This window comes from Deinococcus frigens DSM 12807, assembly GCF_000701425.1.
Lineage (GTDB): Bacteria > Deinococcota > Deinococci > Deinococcales > Deinococcaceae > Deinococcus > Deinococcus frigens.
On the sequence record NZ_JNIW01000072.1, the window covers coordinates 1 to 14,255 of the forward strand.

A 14,255-nucleotide genomic window follows, 5' to 3' on the forward strand; every position below is an offset into this window, starting at 1 on the left:
CCTCTTCCTTGCGGAAGTACCTGTAAACAGGTGGGTTTCCCCATTCGGACATCCCTGAGTCAATGCGTATCTCCGGCTCGTCAGGGCTTTTCGCAGGTAATCGCGTCCTTCATCGGCTCCAGTGCCAGGGCATCCACCGTGGACCCTTAGTATCTTGACCTTTCCTTCTGATTCTCAATGCGCGACTTCAATCCGCCCAGTCCGAAGACGGGTTGAATTGAGGTCAACGCAGGTTATTTCGCGTCTCTCTCGCTCTTTCACGCTCGGTTGTCATGCGTCCCGCCTCCGTGGAGGCTCAGAAAAGATACAGGGACTTCCTCAAACTGTCAACCCCCCCTCGTGTTCGCCGCCTTCAAGAGCGGTCCAGTAGGACAGTCTGCTGCACCTTCAAACCTCCATCCAGTGCGTCCTGAGCATGTTGACGGGCGGCCTGAAGATCATGGTCACGGAAATTGCCGCACTCCAGTTCGCTGACGCCGGGGATGGGCCGGTCATGCGCGGCGGTGTCACGCAGGGCGGACTCGAAAGCTCTGAGGACGACCGGCTCGTCGGGTTCGCCAATGACGGCCATGTACATGCCGGTGCGGCAGCCCATCGGCGACACGTCCACAATGTCGTCCAGATGATCGCGCAGATATCCGGCCAGCAGGTGTTCGAGGGTGTGGATGGCGGCGGGTTCGATGGCCCCAGAGTTGGGCTGGAGCAGGCGCAAGTCATACTTGCTGATGCTGTCTCCGCGCGGGGTGGTCTTGACCCCGGCCAGCCGCACGTAGGGAGCCTTGACTTTGGTGTGGTCCAGATCAAAAGATTCAACATTTGCCATAGCGCCCATTGTGCCGCGCCGTTCAGTCTCAGAAGGTGGCCAGAAGATCAAGCCCGCCCGCCGCCGCCTCTCCTTCCTGGGCGGCACTCCATATACTGCGCGGCGTGCCGACGTTGACTGACCGTATCTCGCGCTCCTCTTTCTGGCTGCCGCTGCTGATTGCCGCCGTGCTGATCGTCGCGGATCAGGCGCTCAAATCGTGGGCGCTGGCGAACCTTCAGGTAGAGACACCTGCCCGTATTCTCATCCCCAATTTACTGGAATGGCAGTTGATCTTCAACACCGGCGCGGCTTGGAGCATGTTCAGCGGCAGCGCGGCTCCGCTGGCCCTGGGCCGCCTGCTGGTGGGCCTCGGCATTTTGGTGTACCTGTTTGTGCGCCCGCAGCACCGCTTTCTGAGTGTAGTCCTCGCCATGATCGCGGCAGGGGCCATCGGCAACGCCATCGACGGGCTGCGCCTCGGCAAGGTCACCGACATGATCCACGCGCCGCCGCTGAGCTTCATCACTCGCGCCATCGGGCAGGGAGATTTTCCAATCTTCAACATCGCCGACAGTTGTGTGGTGGTGGGAACCATCGCCCTGCTGATCGGCAGCTTCGTGATGGACCGCAAGCCGAAGACCTAGCTTCAAGGCCACAACGAAAAGCGCCCCTTCCAGACCGGAGGGGGCGCGTCAGTTGAAAGGTGGAATTAGGTCAGGCTTTTGCGACACTTGGAGCAGACGCGCAGGCGCAGGCTGACGCCCGCACGCGTGACCGTGAGGGGCTGGAGGTTGGGCTTCTGGACCCGCTTGGAAACGCCAGTGACCTTGCGGCCTACGCCGCCCGCCGCACGGGCCTTGCCCCGGCGGATGACCGAGTTCACGACAATCGGTCCCTTTCCGCATACTTCGCATACTTTCGACATGATGGTATCTCCTTAAATCCGCGCCGGATTTTTTTGCTGTGACCGGGGGCCTGCGCTGGGCCTCACGTATTGCGCGCAGGGCCTGACAGCACGCCGGACAGAATCCAACAAGCCTTGCGACTGTAGCACACCCCAGCGGGTTCGGGAAAGTAGAAAATGGGGAGCACCTGGCGCGACGCCTCCGGCTCACCCCAGCCCCTTCACTTCCTCTCTAAGCGCCTCCAACTCGCTCCCCAGTTCGGCGGCGCGCAGCCTAGCTCCGTCCAGACGGGACTGCTCCTGCTCGGTAAAGCGGGTATACGGGCTGATGGCGTCGCGCAGGCGGGCGTCGGCACGCTCCTGCTCGCGCTCGTACTCGCGGCGGACGATGGTTTCCAGGGCGGCGCGCAGCCCCTCCACCTTGCTCCGCAACTGCCGGTGCGCCTGCAATCTCTTGTTGGGCAGCACAAACAGGCCCAGGCTGCCCAGCGTGAGGCCCGCCAGAATGCCGCCCGTGAAGTCCAGCGCCGACGCGCCGATCAGTGCGCCCAGGCCCGCGCCGATGCCAATCCCCCCGGCCAGACCGCCCACCGCCCCCTTCATGGCGTCCTCCGCGTCGCGGGCCAGTTGGCGGGCCAGTTCGTTCTCGGTCACATTTTCTAGATGGTCATGGGCGCTCCCGGCAATGCTTTCCAGCAGCGCGCCGCGGTCATAGGCAAAGCGGGTCCGGGCCACCTCGTTGCTGGGCTGGCGGCGGATTAAAAACGCCTGCACGTCCTCCCAGAAATGCAGGTTAGCCTCCACGAAGCGGTCGATCATGCTGCCGAACTGCCGGTCAATCGCGTCGGGCAGGTCCGCCACCGCCTCGCTGCGGAACTGCTCTTCCATCTGGCGGCTGTTCATCAGGCCCCGGATGTTGCTGAAGCGCAGCTTGTCGTCGATAAAGCGGTCGGCGCGGACCTCGAACTCGGAGAGCAGGCGGGCCACCCGGTTGAGCTGGCCGTCCAGTTCGCCCAGCATGGTCACGCGGTGATGTTCGCGCTGGGCCTCTAAGTCGCGCAGGATACTCAGGTCCTCACTGAGGGTCTGGCGGGCGGCGTCGGCGCGGGCCATCTCGCCGCCCAGCAACTCCGCCATCGTTCCCAGCGGGCTTTGCAGCTTGAGGCGGGTGCGCTCGGTCTGCGACAGGCGCATCTTGAGGATCTCGCGCAGGGCGTGGAAGCCGGGATCGCCGCCGCGCTGCTCGGCCCGCGCGCTGATCAGCAGGACCGGCGGAGTCAGGCCCAGCACGCCGCGCGCCCCGGTTTCCACGAACTCGCGGACCTGCGCCTTCTGCTCCTGGGTCTCTAGCAGGTCGGCCTTGTTGACCACCATGATCACGCTGCGGCCCCAGCGGGCGGCCAGGCTCAGAAATTGGCGTTCGGACTCGGTGAAGGGGCGGTCCGAGCTGGTCAGAAACAGCACCAGATCGGCGCGGGGCAAGAAGCCCTCGGTCAGCGCCTGATGCTGGCGGATGATGGCGTTGGTGCCGGGGGTATCCACCAGCGCCACGCCCTCCAGGCTGGGCAACGGGTAGGTCAGGCGGCTGACGAAGGGATCGCGGGTGGCCTCCATCTGCCCGGCCTGCTCGCCGTGGACGAGGACGTAGATGCGGTCGGTGGTGGGCGTCACGCCCTCGGGCAGCACCTGCGCGCCCAGCAGCGCGTTGACGAAGCTGCTCTTGCCCGCGTTGAACTCGCCGACCACCACCAGCAGAAAGGTTTCATCCAGGCCACGGGCCGCCGTGCGGGCGTGTTCGACGACCTCGGGCGGCGCGCCCTGAACTTCCAGAAAGGACTGAAGGTCTGAGAGCAATATGCGCTCGCGCGAGAGCAGGGCCTGAACGCGGTCGGAGACGAGCATGGGGACAGGGTACGCCACCCGGCCAGGCTTGCAGAATCAGGGCACCCTAATGATCGGCGCGCCCCCCGGAAGGGGGCATCCCAATGGATGAGCGGGCACCTGTTCAGGGGCGTCTGGGAGGTCGATTGTACGGTTTCCAACAGGCTTGAGGTGACAGGCTGGGGCCAGAGAGGTGGGTGTGGTGCAATCGAGCAGGCAGGGGTTCACCCTGATCGAAATTCTGGTGGTTATGGCCATCGTCGGCATTCTGACCAGTCTGGTGGCCCTGAACGTGCGCGGCCTGAACAACGACGCCGAGGCCGCGAGTTCCATTCTCAGCGGCGCGTTCCTCCAGGCGCGGACGCAGGCCATCAGTACCAGCAGCGCCGTGCGCGTCACCCTGAAAGACGCGCGCACCCTGACCTTCGAGCGGAGTGCCCGGTGCGACGCCGCCGACTCCTGGGCCGCCGTGGGCAACGTCACGGCCACGCTGCCTGACGGGGTGAGCGTCAGCGGCAGCGGCTCACCCTGGCGCGTGTGCTTTACCAGCCGGGGCGAATTGCCCACCCTGCCGCCCGGCACGCTGCGAATCACCGACGAGCGCGGGCGCAGCCGGACGCTGACCTTTTACCTGACCGGGAGCGTGGTGGCCCAATGAAATCACCCCATGCAGACTGGCAGGACCGGTTCTCTCAGGCGGGTTTTACCCTGATCGAACTGCTGGTGACCCTGCTGATCCTGGGCATCGTGATCGGGGTGATCAGTACCTCGCTGATCGCCAACACGCAGTTGAACTCCAAAACCGAAGCGCGCTCACAGGCGGTGGTGGCCGCGCAACGGGTGCTGGACGACTTGCGGACCCGTGAACCCGGCTCCTTTGTCAGACCCGAGACCAGCACGGTCTCCACAGGTGGACGCAGCTTTACCGTGAACGTCACGTTCTGCACGGCGACACCGAATTACTGCACGGACAGTGCCAAGCAGATCCGCGTGGACGTGCTTCAGGGAGAGGCCACAGTCTTTACCGCCCAGACGGTCTTCACCAGCCTCAACAGCACCCTGGGCAAGAAATGAGGCCGGCCACGCGTACCGAGGGCTTTACCCTGATCGAACTGCTGGTGGGCATGGTGCTGCTGGCGATCATTCTGGGCGTCGTCCTGAACACCACCCTGAGCACCATGACGCTTTACCGCACGGATCAGGCACGCCTGGGGGCCAACCGCAACGCCCGCAGCACGCTGGACATCCTCAACAGCGACATTCAGCAGGCAGGAGAGCGGCTGGGCGAGAGTTTCCCGGCCATCACGGTGACGAAAGACGCTGCCGGCAACAGCGTGCTGACCCTGCGGCGCGGCCTGCTGGACGCCCCGCTGCCGGTCTGCGCGCCGCTGCCCAACGCGGACGGCATCTACGTGACGGCCAACGGTACGGTGGCCAGCCCCTTTCCAGCCGGAATCAGCGCCCTGCCCGACAGTTGCGGAACCTCCGCGCAGGATCTGAGCGCCTGGCGAAGTCAGATTTCGAGCGGGGTCACCTCGGGCTACCTCTATGACGTGACCGGCAATGTGGGCAGTTCCCTTCGGCTCAGCGGCACCGAGACCCAGGCCGCCGCCCCAGGACGTCAGACCGTGAAATACAGCGGCACCGTCGGCGCGTACAATCCTCGCAAAACCACGGCCTCGGATCGGGGCCGCGACATCCGCCTATACCTGCTGGAAGGCCGCCGCTACGGGGTGACGGCGGGCAACCTGACGCTCTCGGTCAACGACGCACCGGCGCAGGACGCCACGCCGCGCGTGCTGGCCTTCAGGGTGGTGCCCTACTTGAGGGGCAAGATCGGCTCGCCCGTCCCTGCGGCCCTGCCCTTCCCACCCGCCCCGGTGGTGGGGACCGAGACGCCCACCTGGAAGGACCTGGCCTACCTGGACGTGACCCTGAGCGTCCAGCAGGGCCAGGGCCGCAACACCGTCCAGCGGACCTTCACCGAACGCCTGACCCCCCGCAATGCCAACAGCAGCGAATAGAGCAAGGAGCCACGCCATGAAGTTCACGCCATGAAGTCCACAGCCAAACGCACCGAGGGCATCGCGCTGGTCACGGCCCTGATCTTTATGGCCATGCTGCTGACCGTGCTGACCGCCTACCTGACCATGAGCACCACCGAAGCCCGCACGTCGCGCGCCAGCAGCAACAGCGTGGAAGGCTTTTACGCTGCCGAGGGCGGCCTGAACCTGCGCGCCGAACTGGTGCGCACCCGCTTCAAGGGCTACCGGCGGCCAGAGGGGGTCAGCCCCAGCAGTTCGGGTGGAGCCGTGCCCTGCACGCCCGGCAATATGGGCAGCGGCGACATGGCCTGCCTCGAATACACCATCGGTGGCCGCAAGGTCATGACCTATACCCAGGTGCTGAACGGCGGCGTTCCCAGCATCGGTGTGGTCGAACCCGGCGACACCTACACCGGCATGAACTACCAGCAGTACGAATACGCCGTGCAAAGCGTGGCCACCAACGCCAGTGGGGAGCGCGAGACCACCCTGGAAATGAAGTTCCAGTCCCGGCTGGTGCCCCTGTTTCAGTTCGCAGCGTTTTACAACAAGGATCTGGAGATCCACCCTGGACCCGCCATGACCCTGGGCGGACGGGTCCACACCAACGCCAATCTCTACCTGAACGCCAACGCAACCCTGGATATTGCCGGAAAAACCACCGCTGTTGGCGACATCTACCGCAGCGGCAAGGACGGACGCGGCTGCTCCGGAGCCGTACGTTTTAGCACCGTCACCATGCCCTGCTACGCGGGCGGCGGCACAGGCATCAAGCTGCCGCCCGGCGAACTGACGCGCTTTGGCGGCAATGTGCTGTCGGGCCAGAACCTGCTGACGGTGCCGCCCATGAGCAGCCTCGCCCCCGATCCCACCGGGGCCAACGAAAGCGAGCTGTGGTTACAGGCCGATGTCCGGGTGGTGGCGAAAAAGTTATCCGCAGGCGGTTTTGAATTTAACGTCGTGAACGCCGATAACTCGCTGAACGGCAGCGCGACAGCCGCCCTGAACAACTGCACGCCTGGCAATCCCCCCGTGAGCCTGAGTACAGACTTCTGGGACGCCCGTGAAGCTAAGTTCCTGACCCTGATCGAGGTTGATCAGACCAGCCTGATGAAATGTATCCAGAACAAGGGCTTGTTCACCAATACCGACGGGAACGTGCTCAGGGCAGATGACACCTCGGGTGGGGGGATGGCCTGGCATTTCAGCTTCGACGACGGCAATCCGAATACCAACGCCCTGATTGCCAGCGCCGCGACAATCACCAATTACGGCGTAAAGATTCGCAACGCCGCCCGACTGGGGCCGACATCGGCAGCGGTTGACCTGACCGGTTTGACCATCACCACCAACCAGCAGCTTTATGTCCAGGGCGACTACAACACCGACAACAAGAAACCCGCCGCCCTGATTGCGGACGCCATCAATGTCCTCAGCAATAACGTCACCACGAATATTCCTGAAGATGCACCGGCCAGTTTGAAAGATGACGAGAGGACGGCATGGATCAGGAGTGGACCACGGGCATCAGAAACCACAGTTAATGCAGCTTTCCTCTCTGGAATTGACGAGACGACAGCTCCTACCCTAAGTGAGTACAACGGTGGCTTACAAAACTATCCTCGGTTCCACGAAAATTGGAACAACATCTTCATGAGATATAGAGGGAGTTTCGTCAGCCTGGGCAACAGTATTCATGTCAAGGGAAAGCAGCGCGAGACACGGTATTCTGCTCCCCAGCGCGACTGGAACTTTGATACCGATTTCAACGACGCCAATAAACTGCCGCCCCTGACCCCCCGCTTCGTCTACCTGCGCCAGTTGCTCTTTGCCCGGACCTGGTAAGCCTTCAAACCCTGCACGCGTCGGCTCAGGCGATTCGGGCTGGCGCATTCCTTTTGCCAGCACCGCGTTCAGTCGGAATCTGGGCGGCCCATCAGGTACAGCTCCAGAATCTGCACCGCCGCCGCCTCGTCCTCGTCGGCAGCGCCCAGTTCGCGGGCGCGGCGGGTGGTGAAACGCTCGTCCTGGTAGGCCACCGCGTAGCCCTGTTCGGTCAGAATCCTGCCGAAGGCGCGGATGCGGTCCGCCGAGGGACTGTGCGCGCCGTCGGTCCGCAGCGGCAGCCCCAGCAGCAGCAATGTCGCGCCCGTCTCCCTGACCTTGAGACGCAGGGCCTTGAGGTCCAGCGGCAGGCGTTTGCGGTCCAGGCTGCCGCGCCCAAAGGCCAGCCGCCCGGTGTTCACCGCAAATCCTATGCGCGATTTGCTCACGTCCAGCGCGAGGACGGTGGGGGGACCGTCGGGGGTAGGGAGCCGTTCTTCAGTCATCCACGCGAGTGTAATGAAATGGGCCAGGTGTTGACGCTAGGCTGGGCAGCATGACCCAGGACAGCGTGATCCTTTCGCAGACCCGCGCGGGCGTCTGCACCTTGACCCTGAACCGCCCGGACAAGTTGAACGCCGCCAACGACGAGCTGCTGCTGACGCTGGCCGCCGAATTGAAGAAGGCCGAGGCCGACCCTGCCGTGCGCGTGGTGGTCATCACCGGCGAGGGCCGGGGCTTTTGCGCCGGGCAGGACCTGGGCGACGTGTCGGGGCGCGGCATGACCTTTACCGAACACCTGAACGCCACCTATAACCCATTGATCCGCACCATTCGCACGCTGGACAAGCCCGTGATCAGCGCGGTCAATGGCGTGGCGGCGGGCGCGGGCGCTTCGCTGGCGCTGGCCGGGGACATCCGGTTGTGGGCGCAGTCCGCGCGGCTGATCGAGATCTTTTCCAATATCGCCCTGGTCCCCGATTCGGGCAGCACCTGGTTTCTGCCGCGCCTGGTGGGCTACAGCCGCGCCTTCGAGCTGATGGCCCTGGCCGAACGGGTGGACGCCGACACGGCCCTAAAAATGGGCCTGTGCGAGCATGTCTTTTCAGACGAGTCGTTTGCGGACGATGTTCAAGCCTACGCCGAGCGCCTGGCCGCCCGGCCCGCGAACGCCCTGAAACTGACCAAGCAGGCGTTGAACGGCGCGCTGACGGGCACGCTGGACCAAGCGCTGGATCAGGAAGCCGCCCTGCAACAGCTCGCCGGGGACCACTGGGAACACGGCGAGGGCGTGACGGCCTTCAAGGAGAAACGCGCACCGAATTTCGTGCGCGCCGAGGGCCAGGTTTTAAAGGGCTGAATTTTAGAAGGAGAGGCTTACATGTCCAGCGGATCGGATTTCTCGCTGGCGCGCTTGCCCTCTTCCAGAATCTCCTTGTGGCGGGTGAATCTGTCGCGCTCGGCCTCCTTGCCCATGCTGGCGGTCTTGTCGCCGGGTTCCAGCAGCTCGTCGGCGTGCTGCACGGTGGGATCGGGGGCGGAGTAATCGCCCTCGGAGGCGTCGTGGTGGCTGCGGTCCGCCTGGTTCAGGTCAATCTCGCCGCGCTGCTGTTCCAGTTGTTCCTTGTCGGGACGGGGATTGGTCATGCTGGAAACCTCCTGCTGTGTGGTGGGTTGCTGGGGATGGGGAACGGCGGCGGGAATGTTCGGTTCGGTGGCGCGGGAAGGGGTGTCGGCCCCGGTGAAGTTGGGGCGGTTGCTGACCCCAGCGGCTGAAGCGTCGGTTGCGGGGGTCTGCGGCGTTCCGTCGGGGGAGTAGACCGTCATCTCACCGTCTTCCCTGGGGTCCTCGCCCAGTTCGCTGATCAGGCGTTCGCGGGCGCTGATCTCCTCCTCGGCGCGGCGGACGTCGTCCTGGATGCCGCCCAGGGTGTCCTGCTCGGCCCCGGCGTGGTAGGCGCGGCCCAGGCGCGCAAAGTGGGCGTCCAGCTCGCGGCCCAGTTGAAAGATTTCCAGGCGCAGGCGGGTCACCTGCGCGACTTCCTCGCCCCGGCGCTGCACGCGCTCTGCCCCGCGTTGCAGGGAATTCAGGATGTTGTCCAGCATGGAGTCAGTGTGCGCTTTCGGGGGCAACCACCGGGTGAGGGCAGGTTTAGGACTTCTGAGCGTCCGCGCCGGTGCGGGCGGCCCGCCGGTGCCACACCGCCAGCAGCAGCAGCGCGCAGACCAGCATCAACCCCAGACGGCTGGAGGTGTGGCGGGACTTACCCCTCCCCTGCTCCCCCACGCGCGGCGCAGGCACGATCAGCCGGACGCCGGGTTGCGGGTGTGCTGGCCCCCAGATGGCCTGATAGGAATTAGGTACGCGCCAGCGCTGGCGGGAGAAGCACCAGAACAGCGCGGCAAACAGCAGCGGGAAGACCAGCAGCGCCGCCAACATCCACCCCGGCGCATTGACCAGGTGCAGGCCGCTCCAGGCCGCCCCCAGCGCCAGCAGCAGCGCCAGGTAGCCGCCGCCCCGATGGCCCCATTCGAAGACCCAGCGGTGCGGGGTCATGTCGTAGTGATCGCCCCGCATCCCGGCGGGATCGGTGGGGCCGCCCTTGCTGCCCCGGCGCACGCCCCAGACGATCTGGAGCCAGCCCAGCGCCACCGCGCCCAGGCCAAACAGGGTGTGCGCCGTGCCCAAGTTCAGGCGTCCGGTGTGGAACCAGGCCAGCCCCAGCCCCAGCGTGGTGCAGATCACCCCGGCGTACTGCATCACCACATGGGTCTTGAACCAGATGCGGTTGTCCACCACGCGCGGGTAATCCTGCCGGGCCGTGACCTTGAAGAACCGGGCGATCACGATTCCGGCGGGCAGCACCAGCACCCAGGCGATCAGCATCAGCCCCGCGTGCAGCAGGATCCATTCGGGAAGCAAGACAGCCCGCCCTCAGCCCTTGACAGCTCCGGCGGTCAGTCCGGCGATCAGTTGTCGGGCGGCCAGCAGCGTGAACAGCAGCGGCGGAATGGCGATCAGCACGCCCATGGCCATCACGCGGCCCCACTCCACACCCACGTCGGTGATGTTGGCGGCAATTTCCACCGGCATGGTGCGGGAAAAGCGGTTGGTCAGGACCAGCGCCAGAATGAACTCGTTCCAGGCCACCCGGAACACGAAGATTCCGGCGGCGGCCAGACCGGGGCGGATCAGCGGCAGCACCACCGCAAAAAAGGTGCGGAAGGGCGAGGCCCCGTCCACCGCCGCCGCCTCCTCTAATTCCTGCGGCACCTGCGCGATAAAGCCGTACAGCACCCAGATGGCAAAGGGGATGTTGACGGCGGTGTACAGCAGGATCAATCCCGGCAGCGTGTCGTTGATGCCCCAGCCCTGCCAGATGCCGTAGACCGGCACCACCAGCACCACCAGCGGCACGGTTCGCAGCAGCAGGCTGGTCCACGAGATCACGCCGCGCCCCATGAAAGAAAAGCGGGCCAGCGCGTAGGCCGCCAGCACCGAAAACAGCAGGGTGAGGACCGTGCTGACCACGCCCACGATCAGGCTGTTGGTCAGGTAGCGCACAAAATTGCCGTCCACCAGCACGCTGCGGTAATTTTCCAGCGTCGGTGTGAACAGCCAGAACTCGCGCGAGAAGAAGGTGGCGTTGGGCATGAAAATTTGCGTCTGGACCTTGAACGACGTGGCGAACATCATGTACAGCGGAAACATGCTCAGAATGCCCATGACCGCCAGCAACAAGCCGCGCAATAATCCACCTGTTCGGCGCGGACGGGGAATGCGCGGCACGCCCGCCTCCAGTTCCCGGCCAGCAGGAGCCGTGATCATGCTTTCTTCCCGGCAGACAGCGGATTGCTCAGGCGCAGCACGGCCACGCTCAGGCCCATGACCACAGCCAGCAGCAGCACGCTGATCGCGCTGGCGTAGCCCAGTTGCCCGCCCGAAAAGGCCGTTTTATAGATGTGCATGCTCAGGATCTCGGTGCTGTTCCCTGGCCCGCCGCCAGTCATGATGTAGACCACCTCCAGCACCCGGAAGGCGTCGATCAGGCGCAAGAGCAGCGTGACCACGATGATCGGCATCAGCATGGGCAGTTTGACGGACCAGATGGCCTGCCAGGGCGTCGCGCCGTCGATGGCCGCCGCCTCTATCACCGCGCCGTCCAGGTTCTGCAACCCGGCGGCCAGCATGATGAACACGAATGGGGTCCACTGCCAGATGTCGGCCACCACCACGGCAAAAAAGGCCAGGTTGGGATCGGCCAGCCAGGTGATCTTGCCCACTCCCAGCGAGGTCATCAATGCGTTGATGGCCCCGAAATTGGTGTCGAACAGAAAACGCCAGGTCAGCCCTACCACGATGGGCGCGATCATCATCGGCAGAATGAAGACCGTGCGGAACAGCGTCAGGCCGCGCATGGGTTTTTCCAGCGCCAGCGCCAGCACCAGTCCCAGGATCATCTCGGCGATGACCACCGTGGCCGCAAACAGCAGCGTGGTCAGCAGCGAGGAAAGCACCGCCGGGTCCTGCACCAGCCGCGAGAAATACTGCGCCCCGGCGAAGGTTGCCTCGGTCCAGGGCGTGCCGATGCTCCAGTTGTAAAACGACAGCCGCAGCGCCTGCAACACCGGATACAGGCAGGCCACCGCCATGATCAGCGTGGCGGGCAGCACGAAGAGCCAGGGCGTCAGGCGGGTCAGCGGCTGTTTGACACTGCGTGGCGGTTTGGCGGCGATCATGGATTGTTTCAAAGGGGAAACCTCGCGGCGGTGGGGCGACACGACAAAGGGCTGAGGGCAGCGCCGCCGCCAGCCTGAGTCGGGCGAAGGCGAGGGCGCTGCCCATCAAAGGCGTACTGACCGGGGCCGGATGAACTGGAGGATCTGATTCCCATCCGGCCCTTTCCCAGTTAGCTGTAGTAACCCGCCCGCTTCATCAGTTCGGTGACGGGGCCTACCGCGCCCTGCAAGGCAGCCTGGGCATTCTTACCGGTCAGGCCCTCGTTGATCGCCACACCGAAAATCTGGATGTTCAGCGCGTCCCATTCGGGAATGATGGGCCGCCAGTCGGGGTTGGCGTACTTGATCTGCTCTTTCAGGACGGCGTACTGCGGAAACAGGGCGCGCAGGGCAGGGCTGTTGATGGTGCTGGTTCGCATGGCATTGCCGCCCAGCCGCGCAATCGACAGGTCTTGCTGCTTGCTGGTCAGCCACTGGATAAACAGGAATGCCGCTTCCTTGTTGGCGCTATTTGAAGGAATCGCCAGGCCAAAACCGCCGGTCTGGCTGCTGTATCGCGCAGCCTTGGGATGCAGCGCATAGCCCACCTTGCCCTTGATGCGCGATTTGCTCTCGTCGGCCACCGGCCCGAAGATCGAGATGGAGTCGATGTAGATGGCGGCCTCGCCCTGAAGGAACGAATTGGACATCTCGCCGAAGGCGAAGCTGGGAATGCCCTTGGGGCCAGTCGCCACCACCTTCTGCATGAATTGCAGCGCCTTGACGCCGGGCGCTTCCTGGAATACGGGCTTCCAGTTGTCGTCGAACACCTCGCCGCCCATCGGATTGAGGTGCAGCAGGAAACCGTGCATGGCGTCGTGGCCAGATTTGCCCCGGCTGGTCATGGCCCCGATCTTGCCCTTGTCCTGAATCACCGGCAGCAGGGCTTCCAGTTCAGTGTAGGTCGTGGGCGGCTTGAGTTTCAGGTTGGCGAAGATGTCCTTGCGGTAAGCCATGATGCTGGTTTCCGCGCCGCTGGGCAGGCCGTACAGTTTCGCGCCTGGGCCGGGTAGATAGCCCTTCTTGCCGCCCACCAGCCCGATGTTCTGGAGGTAACCCGGCACCACATCGCTGATATCATAGTTGGGATCGGCCAGCGCGGCGTTGCTCAGGAACGGCTGCATCTCCTCGATCAGCTTTTTCTTGACATACTCGCCTTTCCAGGTGGCGATAAAGGTCACCACGTCGTAATCGCCTCTCGCCTTGCTCATTTCCAGCAACTGCTTGTCCTTCATGCGGCCCGTCTCGATGCGGTCCGCCTCCACCTTGATGCCCGTTTCGCGGGTGAACTGCGCGAACATTTTGATGGCCGCGTCGAAGTGCGGGTGGGCGGGAATGCTCAGCACAATTGTGCTGCCCTTGTATTTGGCGTAGCGGCTGCTGGCCTGCGCCCCGGCAATGGAGAAGTGCGGCAGGGTGGTGGACGCTGCGATGGCCGCCGTGGTCAGGCCGAGTTTGCGAAGGACATCACGCCGGGTCTCGGTCATGGGGGTTTCTGAAGTCTGGACAGGGGTGCAGGCGGTCAGATCATCGGACGGGGGCAGGTCAGTCATGAAAACTCCTGTAGGGCCAAGACGGGACGGCGAAATGGAGCTGCCCCCATTGGGCAACAGCCGGATCAGACGATATTAAGTTCTGTGTTGTTACAAATGATAGCGCTAACAAATTGCGGAATGCAAGCCTCTTCCCGGGGTGATTCTCAGGAGTTGCACCTGCATAATCAGAGAAAACCTCTCCTGGCGGGAGAATCCCAGAGTAATCGCCAGACTGGTCTGGCGAAATTGGATAGGCGTGATCGGTTCGGGAAAATGATGAAAGGCGTGACGACAGCATTGAGACACTGGGCTTTTGAGATGCGGGGGAGCGGAGGAAGGCGAGAGAATGGCAGAAACCGCCCCACGCGAGCAGGTCAAGATTTATCGTCTGGGACGCTGCCCCCGCGCTATTCATAGGTGCAACTCCTGAGTGATTCGCTGCCACCAGGGGGCGAGAGCGGCTGTCACAGCACCGAGAGCAT

At 64.0% G+C, this 14,255-nt stretch carries 15 protein-coding genes and 1 rRNA gene; 6 read left to right on the top strand and 10 right to left on the bottom strand.

Annotated features, from left to right (window positions below; all coding sequences use genetic code 11):
- Both Q322_RS0117415 and Q322_RS0117420 read right to left on the bottom strand, forming a co-directional pair.
- Positions 1-160 (bottom strand): 23S ribosomal RNA (locus Q322_RS0117415); the annotation flags it as partial.
- A 192-nt stretch (positions 161-352) separates the two neighbouring features.
- Positions 353-823, bottom strand: coding sequence for an S-ribosylhomocysteine lyase (locus tag Q322_RS0117420; protein ID WP_029479155.1), 471 nt, complete (start codon positions 821-823; stop codon positions 353-355).
- Between the two features lie 92 nt (positions 824-915).
- Between Q322_RS0117420 and lspA the strand changes: the two genes are divergently transcribed.
- Complete coding sequence (lspA, locus tag Q322_RS0117425; RefSeq protein ID WP_156953133.1) at positions 916-1,449, top strand: signal peptidase II; 534 nt, start codon at positions 916-918, stop codon at positions 1,447-1,449.
- Positions 1,450-1,514: 65 nt separating this feature from the next.
- Here the strand turns inward: lspA and rpmB are convergent, their stop codons facing one another.
- Both rpmB and Q322_RS0117435 read right to left on the bottom strand, forming a co-directional pair.
- Positions 1,515-1,730 (bottom strand): 50S ribosomal protein L28, encoded by a 216-nt coding sequence (gene rpmB / locus Q322_RS0117430; protein WP_029479157.1) that lies wholly within the window; start codon positions 1,728-1,730, stop codon positions 1,515-1,517.
- 186 nt (positions 1,731-1,916) lie between these two features.
- Complete coding sequence (locus tag Q322_RS0117435; protein WP_029479158.1) at positions 1,917-3,611, bottom strand: dynamin family protein; 1,695 nt, start codon at positions 3,609-3,611, stop codon at positions 1,917-1,919.
- 178 nt (positions 3,612-3,789) lie between these two features.
- On the opposite strand from Q322_RS0117435, the gene Q322_RS23945 reads away from it, so the two are divergent.
- Genes Q322_RS23945 through Q322_RS0117455 form a run of 4 tightly spaced genes read left to right on the top strand, consistent with a single transcriptional unit; the run spans position 3,790 to position 7,480 of the window.
- On the top strand, positions 3,790-4,248 hold the full coding sequence (locus Q322_RS23945; RefSeq protein ID WP_034418951.1) for a type II secretion system protein: 459 nt from the start codon (positions 3,790-3,792) through the stop codon (positions 4,246-4,248).
- Complete coding sequence (locus Q322_RS0117445; RefSeq protein WP_029479159.1) at positions 4,245-4,664, top strand: type IV pilus modification PilV family protein; 420 nt, start codon at positions 4,245-4,247, stop codon at positions 4,662-4,664. The genes Q322_RS23945 and Q322_RS0117445 overlap by 4 nt, the downstream gene beginning before the upstream one ends.
- Positions 4,661-5,614 carry a PilW family protein gene (locus Q322_RS0117450; protein ID WP_029479160.1) on the top strand — a complete coding sequence of 318 codons (954 nt, stop codon included), beginning with the start codon at positions 4,661-4,663 and terminating at the stop codon, positions 5,612-5,614. The genes Q322_RS0117445 and Q322_RS0117450 overlap by 4 nt, the downstream gene beginning before the upstream one ends.
- Before the next feature lie 30 nt (positions 5,615-5,644).
- Positions 5,645-7,480: a pilus assembly PilX N-terminal domain-containing protein gene (locus Q322_RS0117455; RefSeq protein WP_029479161.1), complete on the top strand. Its 1,836-nt coding sequence runs from the start codon at positions 5,645-5,647 to the stop codon at positions 7,478-7,480.
- Positions 7,481-7,548: 68 nt separating this feature from the next.
- On the opposite strand, the gene ruvX is transcribed toward Q322_RS0117455, so the two are convergent.
- Positions 7,549-7,965: a Holliday junction resolvase RuvX gene (ruvX, locus tag Q322_RS0117460; RefSeq protein ID WP_029479162.1), complete on the bottom strand. Its 417-nt coding sequence runs from the start codon at positions 7,963-7,965 to the stop codon at positions 7,549-7,551.
- Positions 7,966-8,015: 50 nt separating this feature from the next.
- Between ruvX and Q322_RS0117465 the strand changes: the two genes are divergently transcribed.
- Entirely contained in the window at positions 8,016-8,819 is an 804-nt protein-coding gene (locus tag Q322_RS0117465; RefSeq protein WP_029479163.1) for an enoyl-CoA hydratase-related protein, read from the top strand.
- A 17-nt stretch (positions 8,820-8,836) separates the two neighbouring features.
- Here Q322_RS0117465 and Q322_RS22700 read toward each other — a convergent pair whose 3' ends face one another.
- The 5 genes from Q322_RS22700 to Q322_RS0117490 all read right to left on the bottom strand — a co-directional run bounded on the left by Q322_RS22700 (position 8,837) and on the right by Q322_RS0117490 (position 13,791).
- On the bottom strand, positions 8,837-9,565 hold the full coding sequence (locus Q322_RS22700) for a hypothetical protein (RefSeq protein WP_211248927.1): 729 nt from the start codon (positions 9,563-9,565) through the stop codon (positions 8,837-8,839).
- Positions 9,566-9,611: 46 nt separating this feature from the next.
- Positions 9,612-10,382: a cytochrome b561 domain-containing protein gene (locus tag Q322_RS0117475; RefSeq protein WP_051668714.1), complete on the bottom strand. Its 771-nt coding sequence runs from the start codon at positions 10,380-10,382 to the stop codon at positions 9,612-9,614.
- 12 nt (positions 10,383-10,394) lie between these two features.
- Positions 10,395-11,288: a carbohydrate ABC transporter permease gene (locus Q322_RS0117480; protein WP_211248928.1), complete on the bottom strand. Its 894-nt coding sequence runs from the start codon at positions 11,286-11,288 to the stop codon at positions 10,395-10,397.
- Entirely contained in the window at positions 11,285-12,199 is a 915-nt protein-coding gene (locus tag Q322_RS0117485) for a carbohydrate ABC transporter permease (RefSeq protein ID WP_034418953.1), read from the bottom strand. Before Q322_RS0117485 ends, Q322_RS0117480 begins: the two co-directional genes overlap by 4 nt.
- A gap of 170 nt (positions 12,200-12,369) precedes the next feature.
- Positions 12,370-13,791, bottom strand: a complete 1,422-nt coding sequence (locus Q322_RS0117490; protein ID WP_211248929.1) for an ABC transporter substrate-binding protein — start codon at positions 13,789-13,791, stop codon at positions 12,370-12,372.
- Between the last annotated feature and the right edge of the window lie 464 nt (positions 13,792-14,255).